Consider the following 18353-nt stretch of genomic DNA (forward strand, 5'->3'; position numbering starts at 1 on the left):
CGCCCCGGCTGTGCGTGACACCTGAGCCGTGGCCGGGGTGGGGCGCCCCCGGCCTGCGAGCCCTGACCGGGGGCGCCCCGGGAGAAGCGTACGGGCAATCCCGCCCCCGTGGTGTCAGCGGGGGGTCCGACCGGGCCACAACTCGGCGACGGTTTCCGGGTCGAGGAGGGGGCGGCACACGACCTCGCCCGTGACCTTGTCGATCACGATGCACCCGCCGCCCACAGTGCTCGGCAGGGTGGCCGGGTCGTCGGGCTCGGGCTCGCGGACCCAGGCCACGTACCCCTGGTGGAACTGGTGCAGCCCCACGGTCACCGGGTCGTCCACCGGCCGCATGCCGTTGTAGTACTCCTCCGCCACCGCCCTGGCCTGTTCGAGGTTCACCGGGGTCGTCCCTCGCTGTCGATGATGATGCAGAACACGCCCGTCACCGTGGTGTAGGGCGGCTCCACCGCCATGTGCCCGCGCTGGGCGTCGATCCAGATCACCTCGCCACCGGAGTTGACGGCGTTCCAGGCGTGCGCGCCGCCGCCGGGCCAGCGGACGAGGAGGACGGCCGCGGCGCCGTGCCCGGCGTCGAGCAGTCGCCGCGCCAGCATGGGGTAGGCGTGCCGCCCGTGGCCGGCGAACTGGAACCGCTGCCCGATCCACCGCTCGATCCGCGCCGTGCCGCCGGCCTCGCCGCCGAGCAGCGGCCTGCCGATCCGGTCGTACTCGGGCTGTCTCGGCGCGGCGGTGGCGGGCTCGCCGTGCCAGGTGGACAGCACGGCCAGCGCGCAGTCGGCTGCGTTGGCGGCCCGGAACGGGTCGTCCGCCGGTCCCCCACCGTTCACCAGCCGCACCCAGGTGCCGCGCGGGTCGGGGAAGCGGGTGCCGGGCGGCACGGCCTGCGCGAGGTCGCGCTCCGCCTGCCGGTCCGGCCGCGCCAGCCCGCCCGGCACACCGTACGGCCTGCAGTGCGCCAGTCGCGGCGGCCGGTGCGGCAGGTCGAACCAGGTCCGTGCCCCAGCGTCCCGTGCGACCCCCGACACCGCCCCCGACACCGCCCCCGACGCTGTACCCCACGATGCGCCCAGCGCCGGACCCGGTCCTGCGCCCAGCGTCACGCTCGATCCGGTGTCCGGTGGTGCGCCCGGTCCCATGTCCGGCGGTACGCCTGATCCCATGTCCGGCGGTACGCCCGGTCCCATGTCCGGCGGTACGCCCGGTCCCATGTCCGGCGGTACGCCCGGTCCCATGTCCGGCGGTACGCCCGGTCCGGTGTCCGGCGGTGCGCCAGACGGTGCGGGCGCCGTGTCCCTGGCCCCCTGGCGCGACGCCAGGCCGTCCTGGTGAGAGGCGGAGCGCGGTGTGCCGTCATGGGGCCGGGGCGCCGCCGGACCCGGCTCGGAAAGGCTGACGGGCGCGGACGGCACCGCCACCTCGTTCGCACCGAACATGCCCGGACCCGGCCATCCCGGCGCAGCCCCCTGGGAGACCTGCGGCACCGCCGACCTCATCTGCCCCGACCGCTCGGTACGCACCTGCGCGCCGTGCCCCGCCTGGGAACGCGCCTCGGCCTCGCGCACCCGAGACCGCGTCTCAGCGCTGTGCGCCGCCTGTGAGCGCATCTCGGTGCCGTCCGCCGCGTCGGGCCCGTACGCCGCGTGAGGCACCTCGTAGCCGAGTGCCTCAGGTGAGCGCGCCGCCAGGCCGCTCGCCGCGTGCGGGCGCGCTTCGAGATCGTGCGCCATCACCGGACCGCCGGGCTCGAACGTGTGGGAACCGCGGGAAGCGGGCGGCGGGGGCGACACGGAACCGCGGGAAGCGGGCGGCGGGGGCGACACAGAGCCGCGATAGGCGGGTGGTGTCACCGGAGCCGCCGCGGCCCGGGTGTCCGTCGTCCCGGGGCGCGGTTCACCCCACGACTCACCCCACGACTCACCTCGCGTCCCGGTCCGCGCCTCGCCCCATGACGCGCCTCGTGTCTCACCCCATGACCCACCTGGTGTCTCACCCAGCGTCCCGGTCCGCGCCTCGCCCCATGACCCGCCTCGTGTCTCACCCCATGACCCACCTGGTGTCTCACCCGGCGGCTCGCCTCGTGCCTCGTCCCAGGGCGCGACCGGCCGGGCGCGGGTCTCGTCCCGCGCCTGCGCCTGTACGGGAGACGTGTCGCCGGGGAAGGCCGCCGGCCCGGACGGCACGCCGCCCCACGTCCTCGGCGTGGTGGGCGTCTCGCCGCGGCGAGCCTGCGCATCGGAGGGCGCCCCGTTCCGTGTGGCCGGAGCCGTCTCCCCCTGGCCGGTCGTCGCGCCGGAAGGGGTGCCGTCCCAGGGAGGCGGCCCGGAAGGCGGCCCGGAAGACGGATCGTCCCGGGGTGGCGCGGCTGCGAGAAGTGGTGCGGCCGCGAGGTGCGACTCCGGGGGTGTTTCGGCCCGCGGAGGGGCAGGAGGCTCCTGGGTCCGGGGAGGGTCCGCGACGGCGGCGTCCGCTCCGGACGGGGCCGCCGGTGGCGGGGCGGGGCGGGCGTCGGGCGGATCGGGTTCGGCGGCGCGCTCGTAGTCGCGCCAGCGCACGCCGTCACCGACCACAGGGTTGTAGTCCCCCTCGAGAAGGACCCGCCGGACGCCGGGCTTGCGGTCACGTGTCACGTGCTGCCTCCTGTCCTGCTCGACGACCGATCGTAGGGCCGCGTGCCCGTGCCAGGAGGGAGAGTCGGGAACTTTCGCGTCGCCGTCCACCGGCCGTACCAGCACAAACGCGGAGAACCATCCCGCGGGGGGCGACCCGTCAGGCGACCTCGACCGTGACGGCGTGCCAGCCGGTCGCCCCGTCCGGGGCCGTGGGCGTCCGCTGTTCGGGTTGGGTACGGCCGGCGGCGTCCGTGGCCCGTACCTCGATCGTGTGGCTGCCCGGAGCGGCGTCCCAGTCGAACGCCCACTGCCGCCAGGTGTCCGGCCCCGGCACCTGGGCCAGCCTCGCCTGCCGCCAGGGGCCCCGGTCCACGCGGACCTCCACGGCGTCGATCCCGGTGTGCTGGGCCCAGGCGACCCCGGCGACCGTGGTCGGCCCGGCCGCGAGCGAGGCGCCCGGCTTGGGCAGGTCGATGCGCGACTGCGTCTTGACCGGCCCCTTGGCGGCCCAGCCGCGTGGCGTCCAGTACGCCTCGTCCCGGTCGAACCGGGTCACCTTGACGTCCACCACCCACTTGGTCGCCGACACGTATCCGTACAGCCCCGGCACCACCTGCCGGACCGGGAAGCCGTGGTCCACGGGCAGCACCTCCCCGTTCATCGCCACGGCGAACAGCGCGGCACGGCCGTCCATGACCACGTCCACCGGGGTGCCACAGGTGAACCCGTCGTCGGAGGTGGACAGCAGCATGTCGGCGCCGGACTGGAGACCGGCTCCGCGCAACACGTCGGCCATCCGGACGCCGAGCCAGCGGGCGTTGCCCGCGTACGGGCCGCCGACCTCGTTGGACACGCAGGTCAGCGTGACGTCGGCCTCGGTGAGCGGCATCTTCAGCAGCTCGGCGTAGGTGATCTCGATCGGCCGGTCCACCATGCCGTGGATGCGCAGCCGCCACGCCCGGGGATCGACCTGGGGGACGACGAGCGCGGTGTCCACCCGGTAGAAGTCCCGATTTTTCGTGATGAAGGGGGTCAGACCGTTGATGCCGAGGTCCACCCCGGCGGGAAGGGGCGCGGCCGGGGTGGCCGGGCGGGGCAGCGCCAGCCCGGTCCGGGCGACGTCCACCGCCTGCCGTCCCGCCAGCATCCGGCCGAGCACGGTGCTCGCCCCCGCGACCACGACCCCACCCGCGACTCCGGTCAGCAGGCTCCGCCGGTCGAACCCGCGCAACTCCTCCCCCGCCCGCATGACCGCCGGCCGCTCCACCACTGGCAGGTCCGCCGGTGTCCCCGGCGATGGCAGGTCCGCCGCCGGCCGCTCCACCACCGGCCGTTCCGCCACCGGCAGGTCCGCCGGTGTCCCCGGCGATGGCGAGCCCGCCACTGGCGGGTCCATCGACGGCGACCCCGCCGAGGGGGAATCCGCCGCCCGGGTCTCCGCGAGGTCCTCGACCGGCGCGGCCGGGCCGCCCGATGCCCGCCGTACCAGCCACCGCAGGGCCCACGCCCCCGCCGTCATACCCACGACGGTCGGCAGGACGTCGGCGACGGTGCCGCCGGGCCGGGTGAGGACGGCGGCGAGGCCCACGGCCCCGAGCACGGCCAGCCCCGCGTATCCGTACGCCGCCCGCCGCAGGGCCAGCACGCCGACCGCGGCCGCCAGCACGGCGAGCACCGCCAGCGTGCCCCCGATGAGGACCGTCTTGTCGTTCTCCCCGAAGGCGGAGATCGCGAACTCCTTCAGGGGCGGCGGCGCCAGATCGACGGCGGCACCGCCCACCGCCACGACCGGGGACGCCTCGGGCCGGACGACCCCGGCGACGAGCTGGGCCACTCCGAGCGCCACGGCGCCGGCCACCACGCCCGCGAGCGCGCCCGCCCAGGCGGGCACCACGTCATTGCTCTGCACGTTCCCGACGCTACGCCCGCCGGGACGGTGTGGTTCTTACGCCCCGGTTACGGAGCCACCCGGGCGGGAGGTCAGGAGGACGACAGCACGTCGCGGACGATCGGGGCGAGGGCGCGGAACGCGCGGCCCCGGTGGCTGATCGCGTCCTTCTCCTCCGCCGACAGCTCCGCGGTGGTGCGCGTCTCCCCCTCGGGCACGAAGATCGGATCGTAGCCGAACCCGTTGGAGCCCCGCGGGGTGGCGACGAGGCCGCCCCGCAGCGTGCCGGCGACCGTCCGGGCCTCGCCCGACGGCAGCGCCAGCGCGGCCACACACGCGAACTGGGCCGTCAGCCGCTCGGCGGGCACGTCGGAGACCTGGGCCAGCAGCAGGTCGAGGTTGGCACGGTCGTCGCCGTGGCGACCGGACCAGCGGGCCGAGAAGACACCGGGCATGCCGTTGAGCACGTCGACGCAGAGCCCCGAGTCGTCGGCCACCGCGGGCAGCCCGGACCCCTGGGCGACGGCGTGCGCCTTGATCAGGGCGTTCTCCTCGAACGTGACCCCGGTCTCGGCGACCTCGCCGATCGACGGGAACTCCGCCAGCCCCACGATGTCGAACCCCGACAGGATCCGGCGCAGTTCGGCGATCTTGCCCTCGTTGCGGGTGGCCAGCACGATCTTCATCGGCCCAGCGCCTCCTCCTGGATGAGCGTCAACTCCTCGCAACCGGCCCCGGCCAGGTCCAGGAGCCGGTCGAGCGTGCCCCGGTCGAACGGCGCCCCCTCGGCGGTGCCCTGCACCTCGACGAAGCTGCCGGTGCCGGTCATGACGACGTTCATGTCGGTCTCGGCCGCGACATCCTCGGTGTAGCAGAGGTCGAGCATCGGCACCGAGCCGACGATGCCCACCGAGACGGCCGACACCGAGCCGACGAGCGGGTCTCCGGGGCACATCTTGCGCTCGCGCATCCAGGCGACCGCGTCGGCGAGCGCCACGTACGCGCCGGTGATCGCGGCGGTCCTGGTGCCGCCGTCGGCCTGCAGGACGTCGCAGTCGAGCAGGACGGAGTTCTCGCCCAGCGCCTTGTAGTCGACGCAGGCCCGCAGCGAGCGGCCGATCAGCCGGGAGATCTCGTGGGTACGGCCGCCGATCTTGCCGCGGACCGACTCGCGGTCGTTGCGGGTGTTGGTGGCGCGCGGCAGCATCGCGTACTCGGCGGTCACCCAGCCCTGGCCGCTGCCCCGCCGCCAGCGCGGCACGCTGTCCTGGACCGAGGCCGCGCACAGCACCTTGGTGCCGCCGAACTCCACGAGCACCGAGCCCTCCGCGTGGGCCTGCCACCCCCGGGTGATCGTGATCGGGCGGAGCTGGTCAGGCGTGCGGCCATCCTGTCGAGACATGCAGATCACCCTATCTCCGTGCCGTGACGGTCTTGACCGAATGTGTCCGACACATGGATCCTTACGCAATGACAACGGGGGTGTTGCGGAGCCCTGACTTCCTCCGCTTCCTGAGCTCGCATGTGGCCAACGAGATCGGGACGAACATCTCGCGCGTGGCGCTCCCACTGGTCGCCGTGCTGATCCTGAACGCGGGGGCGTTCGAGGTGGGCCTGCTGTCGGCCCTGCAGAGCGCGGCGTTCCTGATGATCGGGCTGCCGGCCGGCGTGTGGGTGGACCGGATGCGCAGGCGGCGCGTCATGGTGACCGCCGACCTGGTCAGGGGCGCGCTGCTGGCGAGCGTCCCGATCGCGCACGTCCTGGGGTTGCTGTCGATCGGGATGCTGCTCGCGGTGGCGTTGCTGGCCGGCGTGGCGCAGGTGTTCAACGACGTGGCCGACCAGACCTACCTGCCGGAGCTCGTCGGCAAGGAGCAGTTGAGCAGCGGCAACTCCAAGCTGGAGTTCGTGCGCTCGGGCGGCGCGCTGGCCGGGCCGAGCCTGGGCGGCGCGCTGGCGCAGGTGCTCGGCGCGCCGCTGGCCGTGCTCGCCACGGCCCTGACCTCGCTCGCCTCGGCGCTCGCGCTCCGCTCGATCAGGAGCCGCGACCGGCCGCCGGCCGCCCCGCGCGAGCGCGCCGGCATGGGGCGCGACATCCGCGAGGGCTTCGCGTTCGTCTGGCAGGACAGGGTGCTGCGGCCGATCATGGTGACCACGATGGGCACCAACCTCTGCCTCAGCGCCGTGATCAGCTTATCGGTGCTGTTCCTGGCCGACGTGGTGCGGCTGCCGCCCGGGCTGATCGGGGTGCTGCTCATGTCGGGTGCGGTCGGCGGGCTGCTCGGCGGCCTGACCGGCGCGTGGCTGTTCCGCAGGTACGGCACCGCCCGGGTCACCTGGTTGTCCCTCGCCGTGACGTCGCCGTTCGGCCTGCTGCTGCCGATGACGCAGGCCGACTGGCGGGTGTCGTTCTTCGCTCTCACCTCGATCGCGCTGTCGTGGGGCGCGATCCTCTACAACGTGGGGCAGGTCACCTACCGGCAGTCGGTCGCGCCGGACGGCATGCTGGGCCGGGTCAACGCCACGGTCAGGTTCGTGGTGTGGAGCACGATGCCGCTCGGCGCGCTGCTCGGCGGGATCGTGGCGCAGCAGATCGGGGTGCGGGAGGCGCTGTGGGTGTTCCTGGGCGGCCGGGTGCTGTCGTTCGTGCCGCTGCTGTTCTCGCCGCTGGTGCGGCTGCGCGACTTCTCGCAGGCACGGACCCGCCCCTGACCCGCCGGGCGGCTCAGTCCAGCTCGTAGACGGCGCCGCTGCGGGCCAGCTCGATCGGCCCGCCGTAGCCGCCGCGGGAGGCGTCGTCCAGGATGCGCGACTGGTCGTGCCAGGGCACGAGGTGGGTGAGCACCAGCCTGCCGACGCGGGCCTTGGCGGCGTGCTCGGCGGCCTGCCGGCCCGACAGGTGCAGGTCGGCGGGCAGGTCGGGCCGGTCGACGAACGACGCCTCGCACAGCAGCAGGTCGGCGTCCTCGGCCAGCCGTACGAGCTCCGCCGACTCGCCGGTGTCGCCGGAGTAGGCGACGCTGCGCCCGCCGTAGGAGACGCGGAAGCCGTAGGCCTCGACGGGGTGGTTGACCAGCCCGGCCGTCACCGTGAACGGCCCCACCTCGAATGTCCCGGGCCGCAGCGGCGTGAAGTCGAAGGCGGTCTCCATGCCGGGCTCGTCGGGCATGCCGTAGGCGGCGGCCAGCCGGTGCGGCGCGTCGCCGGGCGCGTGGACGGGCACCCGCGGGTAGGGCGCGTCGGGCCCGTACGTGCGCGCCACGTGGTAGGCGCACATGTCGAGGCAGTGGTCGGCGTGCAGGTGGGACAGGCAGATGGCGTCGACGTCGTAGAGGCCGATGTGTCTCTGCAGCGCCCCCAGCGCGCCCGCGCCGAAGTCGAGCAGCAGCCGGAAGTTCGCCGCTTCGAGCAGGTAGCAGGACGCGGGGCTGTCGGGGCCCGGGAAGCTACCCGAGCAGCCGATGATGGTCACCTTCATGTGGGCCTCCGTTAGAGGTAGTACCCCCCACTGGTGTGACGTCGACCGCGTCGATCTCCGGACCCAGGAAGCGCCGCCCGAGCTGGGCGAACAACGTGGAGTCGCCGGTGGCGCGGAAGCGGTGCCGGGGGGTGGCGTCGCTGCCGGCCGCCAGGTCACGGTCGTGCAGGATCCGATAGACGTCCTTGGCCGTCTCTTCGGCGCTGGAGACCAGCGTGACCCCGTCCCCGGCGACGTAGGAGATGGCGCCGGTGAGCAGCGGGTAGTGGGTGCAGCCGAGGATGAGCGTGTCGCACCCGGCCTCCCTGATGGGTCTCAGGTAGTCGCGTACGACGCCGATGAGCTCGTCGCTCATCGTCTCTCCGCGTTCGACGTACTCGACCAGCAGTGGGGCGGGCACGCTGGTGAGCTGCACGTCGGGTGCGGCGGTGAAGGCGTCGTGGTAGGCCATCGACTGGATCGTGGCCCGGGTGGCGATCACACCGACCCTGCCGGTGCGGGTGGCGCGCACCGCGCGCCGGGTGGCCGGCTGGATCACCTCGACGACGGGCACGTCGTACCGTTCGCGGGCGTCGCGCAGCACGGCGGCACTGGCGCTGTTGCACGCGATCACGAGCATCTTGACGTCCTGCTCGACGAGGTGGTCCATCACCCGCAGCGCGTACGCGCGCAGCTCGGCGATGCGCTTGGGCCCGTACGGCTGGTTGGCCGTGTCGGCCACGTAGGTGATGGACTCGTGGGGCAACTGGTCGATGATCGCCCGGGCGACCGTCAGGCCACCCACCCCGCTGTCGAAGATCCCGATGCTCGCTTCCGGCACCCTTCAGAGGGTAGGCGACCTGCGGGATTCGCACTGCGTAAGAATCCTCACAGTGCGCAGGCGCGTCTTTCGGGCTATCCGCGTCCCACCCGTGCCAGCTGGCGCGACTGGGCGACGAGCCGGCCGCGTGAGTCGCGCACCTCGACCTCCTCGTCGAACCAGCCGTCGTGGACCAGCCGCCCGCTGCCGATCAGCGTGAGCAGGCCGGGAGCGGGCAGCGCGCGCAGGTGCCAGGTCAGGTCCACGGTCGGTGCCCAGCCCCGCGCCCCGGCGGAGAACACGACCGGCGGCAGGGCGTCCACCGCGAGCGCCAGCACGTACGGGTCGGGGTCCTGGGGCTCGGTCATCCGGAAGTAGGCGCGTGACTCGGGCCGGCCCGTGGGCTCCCCCGTCAGCCAGCCGATCGTGGGTGGGTCGAACAGGAGCTCCATCTGGGCGTTGAGCGTCATGCCGGACTCGGGCCTCGGGTCGGGCAGCTTCACACACCGTTCGGGCGGCGGCAGCACGGCGGACTGCTGGTCGGTGTAGGCGGGCGGCCCGTCGGTGAGGGTGGCCGTGGTGACCAGGCACTCCATCTGGGTGCCGCCGTTCTGCACCAGCCTGGCGCGCAGGAACGCCACGGTCCTGCCGACCTTGACCTGCTCGACCTCCACCCGCGCGGGGCCGGCGACGGGGACCCTGAGAAACTGCGCGGTCGTGCTGACCGGGTGCTCGAACGGCGAGGCGTCGACGACCGCCCGCAGGACCACGGCCATCAGGTAGCCGCCGTTGAGCGGGCCGCCGATCGCGTATCCGGGGTCGAGGCACACGTCGTAGGTGGTCTCGTCGACCCGGATCGCCTGTGTGGCCTCGTCGAATTTGGTCATCCGCGCCGCCCTCGAGTCCCGAATGTTGTTCTAGTACGGCCCCACCCTACGACATGGCGGTTACCGGCATGCATCCAGACTTCAGTGCATTGCAAGCGCCCGTCTAGCAACATCAGCTACCTTCTCTGTGGTCATAAGTCCACATTGTGAGTTGAGTGATGTCTGCGAATAATCCCCCTCATGGCCAGGATCCTGACCGGACCACGGCGTATCGCTGGGGCCAGGAGCAGGAGCCCGGTCATCCGGCACCGCCGTCCCACGGCCAGCCGTACCCGCCGCAGCAGCCGTACCAGGGCCAGGGCTACAGCCAGCCCGGGTACGAGCAGCAGCAGCACTCCGGCTACGGCCAGCAGGGCTACGAACAGCAGCAGGCGTTCGGCCAGCAAGGTTACGGCCAGCAGGGCTACGAACAGCAGGGCTATGGCCAGCAGGGCTACGGCCAGCAGCAGGCGTTCGGCCAGCAGGGCCACGGCGAGCAGGCCGGCTACGGCCAGCAGCAGCCCGGCTACGGTCAGCAGGGCCAGGGCTACGGCCAGGCCGCCTACGGCCAGCAGGGCTACGGCCAGGCCGGTGCCACCCAGCAGCCCGGCTACGGCCAGCAGGACCAGTACGGCCAGGGCGGGGGGTGGCAGCAGGGTCCCGACATGCTCGGCGGACCCGGCGGGCCTCCCCAGAAGGGCCGCAAGGGCTGGATCATCGCGCTGGCCTCGGCGCTGGCGGTGGTGCTGCTCGGCGGCGGGGCCGTGTGGGCGGTGGGCGCGATCGGCGGCGGCGGCACCCAGCCGCACGACGTGCTGCCCGGCAACTCGATCGCCTACTTCCGGCTCGACCTGGACCCGGCCGCCAACCAGAAGGTGGCGCTGTTCCAGCTCGCCCGAAAGTTCACCGCGACCAAGGACTCCTTCAGCGGCGAGGACCCGCGCGAGGCGCTGTTCAAGGCCATGAAGAAGGACGGCGGCGACGACCTGGCCAAGGTGGACTTCGCCAAGGACGTCGACCCGTGGCTCGGCAGCCGCATCGGTGTCGCCGTCCTGCCGCCCGAGGGCGGCAAGGAGCCCGGCTTCGCGGTGGCCGTGCAGGTCACGGACGAGGAGCAGGCCAAGGCCGGCATCGCCAAGATGATGGGCGACGACAAGTACGGCATCGCCTTCCGCGACGACTACGCGCTGCTCACCGAGGAGCAGGCGCAGGCCGACAAGTACGCCGCCGGCGAGGCCACCCTGGCCGACAGCGGTGACTTCAGCGACGACCTGGGCGCCGTGGGCGAGCAGGGCGTGCTGTCCTACTGGGCGCACCTCGGCGAGATCGCGAAGGTCGCCGGCGACGCCATCCCGGCCGAGCAGGCCGCCGCCGTGGAGCAGATCAAGAACGCCCGCTTCGCCGGCGCGCTGCGCTTCGACAGCGAGTACGTCGAGCTGGCCGGCGTCGTGCGCGGGGCCGAGAACCCGATCGAGGGCGACGCGGAGGCGGCCGACCTGACCAAGCTCCCCGCCACCACCGCGGGCGCGCTGTCCTTCTCCGGCCTCGACCAGACCATCACCAAGAAGTGGGCCGAGATCGAGAAGTCGCTCGGCTCCAACGCCGCCGCCGCCGACTTCAAGCGGGCCATCGACCAGGCCAAGCAGCAGTACGGGCTGGAGCTGCCCGGCGACCTGGCCACGATGCTCGGCAAGAACCTGACGGTCGCGGTCGACAGCGAGGGCCTCGCCACCCAGCAGATCAAGGGTGGCGTGCGCATCGTGACCGACCCGGCCAAGGCGCAGGCCGTGTTCGACAAGGTGCAGCGGGCGATGACCGCCGGCGGCGGGGCCGCCCCGCAGATCGCCAAGGTCGCGGGTGACGGCACGTTCACGCTCGCCACCACCCAGGAGTACGCGCAGAAGCTGTCGGAGGAGGGCGCGCTGGGCGACAGCGAGACCTTCCAGAAGGCCGTCGCCGACGGAGCGGACGCGAACTTCGCCCTGTTCGTCGACCTGGACAAGGTGGAGAAGCTCTACCTGGCCAACCTGCAGGGCGAGGAGAAGGCCAACCTGCAGGTGCTGCGCGCCGTGGGCCTCAGCGGCAAGCAGAGCGCCGACGAGGCGACCTTCTCGCTGCGGGTGCTGTTCAACTGACCCCGGACACGAAACGGGCGGCCGGCTTCTCGCCGGCCGCCCGTTCGCGTCTGCGCGCCTCACCGGGGACGATCAGATGGGACCCCAGGTCGGGCGCTAGGCCCAGAGCTGACCCTCCAGGCGCTCCTCGGCCTCGTCGAGGGTGCCCTCGTAGGCGCCGGTCGACAGGTATTTCCAGCCGCCGTCGGCCACCACGAACACGACGTCGGCCCGCTCCCCCGCCTTGACGGCCTTGCCGGCCACGCCCAGCGCGGCGTGCAGGGCGGCGCCGGTGGACACGCCCGCGAAGATGCCCTCGGCGGCCAGCAGCTCGCGGGTGCGGCGCAGCGCGTCGGCGGAGCCGACCGAGAAGCGCGTGGTCAGCACCGACTCGTCGTACAGCTCGGGGATGAAGCCCTCGTCCACGTTGCGCAGGCCGTAGACCAGTTCCCCGTAACGCGGCTCGGCCGCCACGATCTGCACGCCCGGCACCCGCTCCCGCAGGAACCTGCCGACCCCCATCAGCGTGCCCGTCGTGCCGAGACCGGCGACGAAGTGGGTGACGGTGGGCAGGTCGTCGAGGATCTCCGGCCCGGTCGACTCGTAGTGGGAGCGCCAGTTGGCCGGGTTGCCGTACTGGTAGAGCATCACCCACGACGGGTTGCGCTCGGCCAGTTCCTTGGCCCTGCGGACCGCCTCGTTGGAGCCGCCGGCCGCCGGGGAGGAGATGATCTCCGCGCCCCACATGCGCAGAAGCTGGCGGCGCTCCTCGGAGGTGTTCTCGGGCATCACGCAGATCAGCTTGTAGCCCTTGAGCTTGGCCGACATGGCCAGCGAGATGCCGGTGTTGCCGCTGGTGGGCTCCAGGATCGTGCACCCCGGCGTGAGGAGGCCGTCCTTCTCCGCCTGCTGGATCATCCACAGCGCCGGCCGGTCCTTGATCGACCCGGTCGGGTTGCGGTCCTCCAGCTTGGCCCAGACGCGCACGTCGGGGGACGGCGACAGCCGGGGCAGGCCGACGAGCGGGGTGCGGCCGACCGAGTCGATCAGCGAGTCGAAACGCATGTCACCCGCCGGCGACAGCCGGGAGGACGGTCACCGTGTCGCCGTCGGACACGGGAGTCCCGAGGCCGCCGAGGAAGCGCACGTCCTCGTCGTTGAGGTAGACGTTGACGAAGCGGCGCAGGCTGCCCTGGTCGACGAGGCGCTCCTTGATGCCGGGGTGAGCCGACTCAAGGTTGCTGATCAGCTCGTCGAGGGTGGCGCCCTCGGCGGTGACGGCCTTGGCGCCGCCGGTGTAGTTACGCAGGATGGTCGGAATGCGAACCTCGATGGCCATCGCGGTAGGTCTCCTCAGATCTGGTCGTCGTCCCATCGGCGGCAACACCGATGGCTGGCTGCGGAATTCCAGCTCAGCGACAGTCGTAGACGACGACGGCCGGGGTGTGCGCGAAGAGAAAGCTCTGCACAGGCCGGACCATCATGGGACAAACCTTACCTCTTCCTCGGTGATAACCCCGTCGAGGATCCGGTAGGAGCGGAACTCCACCTCGGTCTCGTCGCGGGTGGACACGAGGACGTAGTGGGCGTTCGGCTCGGAGGCGTAGGAGACGTCGGTGCGCGACGGGTAGGCCTCGGTGGCCGTGTGCGAGTGGTAGATCACGACGGGCTCCTCGTCGCGGTCGTCCATCTCGCGCCAGACGCGGAACTGCTCCATCGAGTCGAACCGGTAGAAGGTGGGCGAACGCTCGGCGTTGGCCATCGGGACGAACCGCTCGGGCACGCCGTCACGTCCCGCGACCACACCGCACGCCTCGTCGGGATGATCGGCCCGGGCGTGGGCGACTATCTTGTCCACGAGTTCCTGGGAGATCTGCAGCATGGCCCGGAAGCTACCAGAGTGCCCGGACCAGGGTGTCCTGGAGGTAGGTCAGCCAGTCGTAGGTCACGTAGGCCGGGTAGCGCGGGTCGTCCTCCGCCATGGTGGCGATCTCCTCGTGGATCTCCTCGGTCACCTCCAGCTTGGTGCCGAGCGCCAGCCGCACGTCGTTGAGCGCGCGCATCCACGCCTGCGCCTGCTCCGTCGTCAGCTCGGTGCGCCCCGGCCGGGCCGTGTCGAGCATGGTGCGCGCGTCGGCGCGCTTGCCCTCGCGCAGGGTCGCCTCGGTGTAGCGGCGGAACTCGGCCGCGTCCTGCGCGTCCTCGTACGCCGAGGGGAACAGCCGCGCCAGCACCGGATCCGACGGCACCTGGCTGTTGCCGATGCCCAGAGCGCGCTCCAGCGGGTCGTCGCCGGTCTCACCGGGCTCCACCAGGCCGAGCAGCTGCGAGACGAGCGAGCGGAGGATCGCCACCTCCGCCGCCTCGAACCGCGCCACGACGACGCCGTCACCCTTCGACGAGAACCCCGAGCTCACCAGCGCCGCCTCACTTGACCGAGTCGGGCTGGAGCGTCGCCCACAGGCCGTAGGAGTGGAGAATCTGCACGTCGCGCTCCATCTCTTCGCGGGTGCCGCTGGACACGACCGCCTTGCCCTTGTGGTGGACGTCCATCATCAGCTTCTCCGCCTTCTCGCGGGTGTAGCCGAAGACGGTCTGGAACACGTACGTCACGTATGACATGAGGTTGACCGGGTCGTTCCAGACGATCGTCACCCAAGGCAGATCGGGCCGAACGTCCGTGGACGGACGCTCGACGGCGATTGGCGCGGTGCTACCCACATCCCCCATCCTGCCCTACCTCCGCCGTAGTCTTCGAGTCGTGACAATGCCCATGAGCACTGCGTTGCTTACAGATCACTATGAGCTGACGATGTTGCAGGCGGCCCTGCAGAGTGGCGCCGCCCGCAGACGCGCCGTTTTCGAGGTGTTCGCCCGCCATCTGCCCGGAGGCAGGCGTTACGGGGTCGTCGCCGGGACGGGGCGTGTCCTTGACGAGCTCGAACACTTCCGTTTCGGTGACGAGGAGCTCACCTACCTGCGCGAGCACCAGGTGGTGGACGAGTCCACCCTCACCTTTCTCGCAGACTACCGATTTTCCGGAAATATCTGTGGTTATGCGGAAGGCGACGTCTACTTCCCGGCGTCCCCGATCATGGTCGTGGAGGGCACGTTCGCCGAGGCGGTGCTGCTGGAGACACTCATCCTGTCGATTCTGAACCACGACTGCGCCATCGCCTCGGCCGCCTCCCGCATGCGCAACGCCGCGGGCGGCCGGCCCCTCATCGAGATGGGCTCGCGCCGCACCCACGAACGGTCCGCCGTGGCCGCCGCCCGGGCCGCCTACATCGCGGGTTTCGCGTCCACCTCCAACCTGATGGCCGGGCACACCTACGGCGTGCCCACGGCGGGCACCGCCGCCCACGCCTTCACGCTGCTGCACGACTCCGAACGGGCCGCGTTCGAGGCCCAGATCGCCTCGCTCGGCCCCGAGACGACGCTCCTCGTCGACACCTACGACGTGCCGGAGGCGGTCCGCACCGCGGTCGAGCTGGCCGGCGACAAGCTCGGCGCCGTCCGCATCGACTCGGGCGACCTGGCGGCGGCCGCCCAGGAGGTGCGCGAGCAGCTCGACGCCCTCGCCGCCTTCGACACCCGCATCCTGGTCACCTCCGACCTCGACGAGTACGCCATCGCCGCGCTCGCCGCCGCCCCGGTCGACGGCTACGGCGTCGGCACCTCCCTGGTCACCGGGTCGGGCGTGCCGACGGCCGCGCTGGTCTACAAGCTAGTCGCCCGCGAGACCGCCTCGGGCGACCTGGAGCCCGTCGCCAAGCGCTCGGTCGGCAAGCCGTCGCGCGGCGGGCGCAAGCACGCCTACCGCGTGTTCGACGAGCGCGGACACGCCGAGACCGAGCTGATCACCACCTCGGGCACGGCGCCCGAGGGCGGCACCCCGCTGCTGCGCGAGCTGGTGCGCGACGGCGAGGTCGTCGGCCGCGAACCGCTCACCGAGGCCCGCGACCGGCACGCCCGCGCCGTCTCCCTCCTCCCCCAGGAGGCGCTCCACCTGGGAAGGGGGTACGCGGCCATCCCGACGGAGTTCGCCTGACGTATCGTGATCCCCATGGGGAGTGCACTGATCATCGTCGATGTGCAGAACGACTTCTGCGAGGGCGGCAGCCTGGCCGTCGCCGGCGGCTCGGAGGTCGCGGCGGCGATCACCCGCCACGTGGCCGGCCACCCCTACAACCACGTCGTGGCCACCCGCGACTACCACGTCGACCCGGGCGACCACTTCTCCGACCGGCCCGACTACGCGCGGAGCTGGCCGGCCCACTGCGTCGCGGGCACACCGGGCGCCGACTTCCACCCGGCGCTCGACGTCGGCGCGGTCGAGGAGATCTTCAGCAAGGGCGCCCACGAGGCGGCCTACAGCGGGTTCGAGGGGGCCTCCAGCGAGGGCGTCTCCCTGGCCCAGTGGCTGCACGAGCGACGGGTGCACGAGGTCGACGTGGTGGGCATCGCCACCGACTACTGCGTCCGCGCCACCGCGCTCGACGCCGTCAAGAACGGGCTGGCCGTACGGGTGCTGCTCGACCTGACGGCGGGGGTGGCCCGCCACACGACCAACGCGACGGTGGCCGAACTCGACGCCGCCGGCGCCACCCTGCGCGGCGCCCCGGTGGTCGGCTGACGCTCCCGCCGCCCTGCCCCGCCGCCCGGCCCGTCAGTCGCCGTCTGCGGGCAGCACCGTGAAGGCGTCGCCCCAGAGCGGCTTCATCGTGCGGAAGTGGCGGTGGTCGAGCGTGAGCACCCGCGTGGTGCAGTGCCGCGCCGCGACCAGCGCCACCGACGCGTCGGTAAGCCCGATCTTCATGGCAGGGTAACGAGCGACGATGTCCGCGGCCCACCGCACGTCGTGTGACGACATGCTGACCAGCTCGTAGCCGCCGTCACCGATGTCACGCAGGAACTCGAGCTCCCGGTGGATCCCGGCCCGGGTCAGGATCATGTAGTCCGCCTCGGCCAGCACGAAAGGGGACAGCAGGAGCGGTCCCCTCTCCGACTCCAGCACGCGACGCGCCTCCTTGTGTTGCGGCTGGTCGGGCGCGATGGCCGCGAGCAGGCCGCTCGTGTCGAGGACGAGCATCAGGCGAGCCCGTCCTTTCCATAGCCCTCCGCCAGGATCTCGTCGATGCGCTCGGCCGTGAGCGGCTCGCCGCCCAGGTCGAAGAGGGGGAGTGTCGGGCGCGGGCGGTCGCCGATGAGCTCCTCACTCACCGCGCGGGTGATCGCCTCGCGCATGTAGTCGTCCTCGGTCATCCCGTGCCACCGGGCCGCCTCGGCGACCCGGTGCTTGATGTCCTCAGGAAGGTACAGGCTCACTTCAGGCACCTCTCCACGGTAACGCGGCGCCCCTCGGGCACCGCGCATCACTGTAAGTGAAGGCCATGCAACACTCTGTCCATGTGATCGTCAACGGGACCCCCAGCGCTCCGGGACAGAAGTAACACGGAGAGTCACTTCTCTCCACCCGTATGCGAGGTCTTCTCATGCTCACCGTCTGCCTCGGCCTGGCCTGGATGGTTCTCGGGCCGCTCACGCTCTGGCTCCTCGTACGCGGCCCCGTTCTGGCGCGTACGGGCGTGGTCGTGACGCTGGCGCTGCTGGAGGCCGCGACGGTGGCCCTGTCCCCCGAGCCGGCGCCGGTGGACGTCGTGGCGCACGAGACGGCGCGGGAGACCGCGCAGGAGGCGGCGGCACCGGACAGGGCGCGCGAGCCGGTGGCGGAGGCGGGGTGTGCGGCGCGGGAGCCGTCGCCCGAACGGGCCGTATTGAGCGAGCGCGGAGCCGCCCTGACCCTGTCCTGGCACGCCGTGCCCGGCGAGTGCGCGACGGCCGAGGTGACGGTGCGCCACGACGGCAGGAGGCTGCGGGTCTGGCTGCACGAGGGCCCGCCGAGCGCCGAGCGGGCGGGGACGCGGGTCCTGCCCGTGCGCGTGGACGGGGCCGAGGCGTCGCTCCGGCTCCCCCTCGGCTCGCGGCCCGGTCGTGGCGGCCATGTCGCGGTGGACGGGCGCACCGGTCACCGCATCCCCGGGCGGCCCGCCCCGCACGCCTGAGGACCGAGACGTCGCGCACCCGCCGGGAAGGCGGGCAGGCGACCGCGACGCGGGCCGTCAGGCGGTCATGGCGTAGCGGACCGCGTCGTCGAAGTCGTCGTACACGTCGAACGCGTTGCGCAGGCCCGTGATCGACAGCACCCGGGAGACGACCCCCTGCACGCCGCCCAGCAGCAGCCGGGTGCCCCGCTGCTCGCACCGCTGGAGCACGCTGACCAGCTCGCTCATGCCCACCGAGTCGCAGAACGCGACCTCGCTCAGATCAATGATCATGAACGGGGTCGCGGGCAGCTCCCACGCCCGGCGCAGGTGCTCACGCAGGAGCGGGACCGCATCGACGTCGAGCTCGCCCTCCAGCCGCAGGACCAGGCAATGGTGGAAGACACCGGAGGTCACGACGAGCGCCGACTTGCCGGTGGCCCCGTAGGACATGGGTGCAGCCCCTCCGCGAAGCGAGATCCAGCCAAGGAGATTGTTGCCGGTCTGGCCGCCCGGCTAACGAAAGGTCACAGCCTTGTGACCAAATGC

Annotated in this window: 22 protein-coding genes; 6 read left to right on the forward strand and 16 right to left on the reverse strand. The window is 72.3% G+C overall.

What is annotated here, in order from left to right; translation table 11 throughout:
- Nucleotides 1-114 precede the first annotated feature (114 nt).
- Nucleotides 115-384 carry an SUKH-4 family immunity protein gene (locus FHU36_RS41945; protein WP_185089630.1) on the reverse strand — a complete coding sequence of 90 codons (270 nt, stop codon included), beginning with the start codon at nucleotides 382-384 and terminating at the stop codon, nucleotides 115-117.
- The gene (locus FHU36_RS41950; protein ID WP_312892210.1) at nucleotides 381-1031 is read right to left on the reverse strand and encodes a toxin glutamine deamidase domain-containing protein; all 651 of its coding nucleotides are present in this window, start codon (nucleotides 1029-1031) and stop codon (nucleotides 381-383) included. The genes FHU36_RS41945 and FHU36_RS41950 overlap by 4 nt, the downstream gene beginning before the upstream one ends.
- 319 nt (nucleotides 1032-1350) lie before the next feature.
- Between FHU36_RS41950 and FHU36_RS41955 the strand changes: the two genes are divergently transcribed.
- Nucleotides 1351-1650, forward strand: a complete 300-nt coding sequence (locus tag FHU36_RS41955) for a hypothetical protein (protein WP_185089773.1) — start codon at nucleotides 1351-1353, stop codon at nucleotides 1648-1650.
- A gap of 1122 nt (nucleotides 1651-2772) precedes the next feature.
- On the opposite strand, the gene FHU36_RS41960 is transcribed toward FHU36_RS41955, so the two are convergent.
- The 3 genes from FHU36_RS41960 to rph all read right to left on the reverse strand — a co-directional run bounded on the left by FHU36_RS41960 (nucleotide 2773) and on the right by rph (nucleotide 5905).
- Complete coding sequence (locus FHU36_RS41960; protein WP_312892211.1) at nucleotides 2773-4524, reverse strand: molybdopterin-dependent oxidoreductase; 1752 nt, start codon at nucleotides 4522-4524, stop codon at nucleotides 2773-2775.
- Between the two features lie 71 nt (nucleotides 4525-4595).
- Entirely contained in the window at nucleotides 4596-5189 is a 594-nt protein-coding gene (gene rdgB, locus FHU36_RS41965) for an RdgB/HAM1 family non-canonical purine NTP pyrophosphatase (protein ID WP_185089631.1), read from the reverse strand.
- Complete coding sequence (gene rph, locus FHU36_RS41970; RefSeq protein ID WP_185089632.1) at nucleotides 5186-5905, reverse strand: ribonuclease PH; 720 nt, start codon at nucleotides 5903-5905, stop codon at nucleotides 5186-5188. The genes rdgB and rph overlap by 4 nt, the downstream gene beginning before the upstream one ends.
- A gap of 68 nt (nucleotides 5906-5973) precedes the next feature.
- Here rph and FHU36_RS41975 point away from each other — a divergent pair, with 68 nt between their 5' ends.
- Nucleotides 5974-7215 carry an MFS transporter gene (locus FHU36_RS41975; protein ID WP_185089633.1) on the forward strand — a complete coding sequence of 414 codons (1242 nt, stop codon included), beginning with the start codon at nucleotides 5974-5976 and terminating at the stop codon, nucleotides 7213-7215.
- 13 nt (nucleotides 7216-7228) lie between these two features.
- On the opposite strand, the gene FHU36_RS41980 is transcribed toward FHU36_RS41975, so the two are convergent.
- The 3 genes from FHU36_RS41980 to FHU36_RS41990 all read right to left on the reverse strand — a co-directional run bounded on the left by FHU36_RS41980 (nucleotide 7229) and on the right by FHU36_RS41990 (nucleotide 9667).
- Nucleotides 7229-7981: an MBL fold metallo-hydrolase gene (locus FHU36_RS41980; RefSeq protein ID WP_185089634.1), complete on the reverse strand. Its 753-nt coding sequence runs from the start codon at nucleotides 7979-7981 to the stop codon at nucleotides 7229-7231.
- Nucleotides 7950-8801, reverse strand: coding sequence for a glutamate racemase (gene murI / locus FHU36_RS41985; RefSeq protein ID WP_185089635.1), 852 nt, complete (start codon nucleotides 8799-8801; stop codon nucleotides 7950-7952). Before murI ends, FHU36_RS41980 begins: the two co-directional genes overlap by 32 nt.
- A 74-nt stretch (nucleotides 8802-8875) precedes the next feature.
- Nucleotides 8876-9667, reverse strand: a complete 792-nt coding sequence (locus tag FHU36_RS41990; protein ID WP_185089636.1) for a thioesterase family protein — start codon at nucleotides 9665-9667, stop codon at nucleotides 8876-8878.
- Between the two features lie 158 nt (nucleotides 9668-9825).
- Between FHU36_RS41990 and FHU36_RS41995 the strand changes: the two genes are divergently transcribed.
- Nucleotides 9826-11781: a DUF3352 domain-containing protein gene (locus FHU36_RS41995; protein ID WP_185089637.1), complete on the forward strand. Its 1956-nt coding sequence runs from the start codon at nucleotides 9826-9828 to the stop codon at nucleotides 11779-11781.
- A 96-nt stretch (nucleotides 11782-11877) separates the two neighbouring features.
- Here FHU36_RS41995 and FHU36_RS42000 read toward each other — a convergent pair whose 3' ends face one another.
- The 5 genes from FHU36_RS42000 to clpS all read right to left on the reverse strand — a co-directional run bounded on the left by FHU36_RS42000 (nucleotide 11878) and on the right by clpS (nucleotide 14490).
- On the reverse strand, nucleotides 11878-12825 hold the full coding sequence (locus tag FHU36_RS42000; protein ID WP_185089638.1) for a PLP-dependent cysteine synthase family protein: 948 nt from the start codon (nucleotides 12823-12825) through the stop codon (nucleotides 11878-11880).
- A gap of 1 nt (nucleotide 12826) precedes the next feature.
- Nucleotides 12827-13099, reverse strand: coding sequence for a MoaD/ThiS family protein (locus FHU36_RS42005; protein ID WP_185089639.1), 273 nt, complete (start codon nucleotides 13097-13099; stop codon nucleotides 12827-12829).
- Nucleotides 13100-13240: 141 nt separating this feature from the next.
- Entirely contained in the window at nucleotides 13241-13642 is a 402-nt protein-coding gene (locus tag FHU36_RS42010) for a M67 family metallopeptidase (protein ID WP_185089640.1), read from the reverse strand.
- 10 nt (nucleotides 13643-13652) lie between these two features.
- Nucleotides 13653-14177 carry a DUF2017 domain-containing protein gene (locus FHU36_RS42015; protein WP_185089641.1) on the reverse strand — a complete coding sequence of 175 codons (525 nt, stop codon included), beginning with the start codon at nucleotides 14175-14177 and terminating at the stop codon, nucleotides 13653-13655.
- 10 nt (nucleotides 14178-14187) lie between these two features.
- Nucleotides 14188-14490, reverse strand: a complete 303-nt coding sequence (gene clpS, locus FHU36_RS42020) for an ATP-dependent Clp protease adapter ClpS (protein WP_185089642.1) — start codon at nucleotides 14488-14490, stop codon at nucleotides 14188-14190.
- 37 nt (nucleotides 14491-14527) lie between these two features.
- Between clpS and FHU36_RS42025 the strand changes: the two genes are divergently transcribed.
- Together FHU36_RS42025 and FHU36_RS42030 are read left to right on the forward strand one after the other, a co-directional pair.
- Nucleotides 14528-15811 (forward strand): nicotinate phosphoribosyltransferase, encoded by a 1284-nt coding sequence (locus FHU36_RS42025; protein ID WP_221497436.1) that lies wholly within the window; start codon nucleotides 14528-14530, stop codon nucleotides 15809-15811.
- Between the two features lie 15 nt (nucleotides 15812-15826).
- Complete coding sequence (locus FHU36_RS42030) at nucleotides 15827-16396, forward strand: isochorismatase family protein (RefSeq protein ID WP_185089644.1); 570 nt, start codon at nucleotides 15827-15829, stop codon at nucleotides 16394-16396.
- Between the two features lie 33 nt (nucleotides 16397-16429).
- Here FHU36_RS42030 and FHU36_RS42035 read toward each other — a convergent pair whose 3' ends face one another.
- Both FHU36_RS42035 and FHU36_RS42040 read right to left on the reverse strand, forming a co-directional pair.
- A complete protein-coding gene (locus FHU36_RS42035) occupies nucleotides 16430-16852 on the reverse strand; it encodes a PIN domain-containing protein (RefSeq protein ID WP_185089645.1) in 423 nt (140 codons plus the stop codon).
- Complete coding sequence (locus tag FHU36_RS42040) at nucleotides 16852-17097, reverse strand: ribbon-helix-helix domain-containing protein (protein WP_185089646.1); 246 nt, start codon at nucleotides 17095-17097, stop codon at nucleotides 16852-16854. Before FHU36_RS42040 ends, FHU36_RS42035 begins: the two co-directional genes overlap by 1 nt.
- A gap of 143 nt (nucleotides 17098-17240) precedes the next feature.
- On the opposite strand from FHU36_RS42040, the gene FHU36_RS42045 reads away from it, so the two are divergent.
- On the forward strand, nucleotides 17241-17825 hold the full coding sequence (locus tag FHU36_RS42045) for a hypothetical protein (RefSeq protein WP_185089647.1): 585 nt from the start codon (nucleotides 17241-17243) through the stop codon (nucleotides 17823-17825).
- Between the two features lie 57 nt (nucleotides 17826-17882).
- Here the strand turns inward: FHU36_RS42045 and FHU36_RS42050 are convergent, their stop codons facing one another.
- Nucleotides 17883-18257 (reverse strand): STAS domain-containing protein, encoded by a 375-nt coding sequence (locus tag FHU36_RS42050; RefSeq protein ID WP_185089648.1) that lies wholly within the window; start codon nucleotides 18255-18257, stop codon nucleotides 17883-17885.
- Between the last annotated feature and the right edge of the window lie 96 nt (nucleotides 18258-18353).

Source organism: Nonomuraea muscovyensis, assembly GCF_014207745.1.
GTDB lineage: Bacteria > Actinomycetota > Actinomycetes > Streptosporangiales > Streptosporangiaceae > Nonomuraea > Nonomuraea muscovyensis.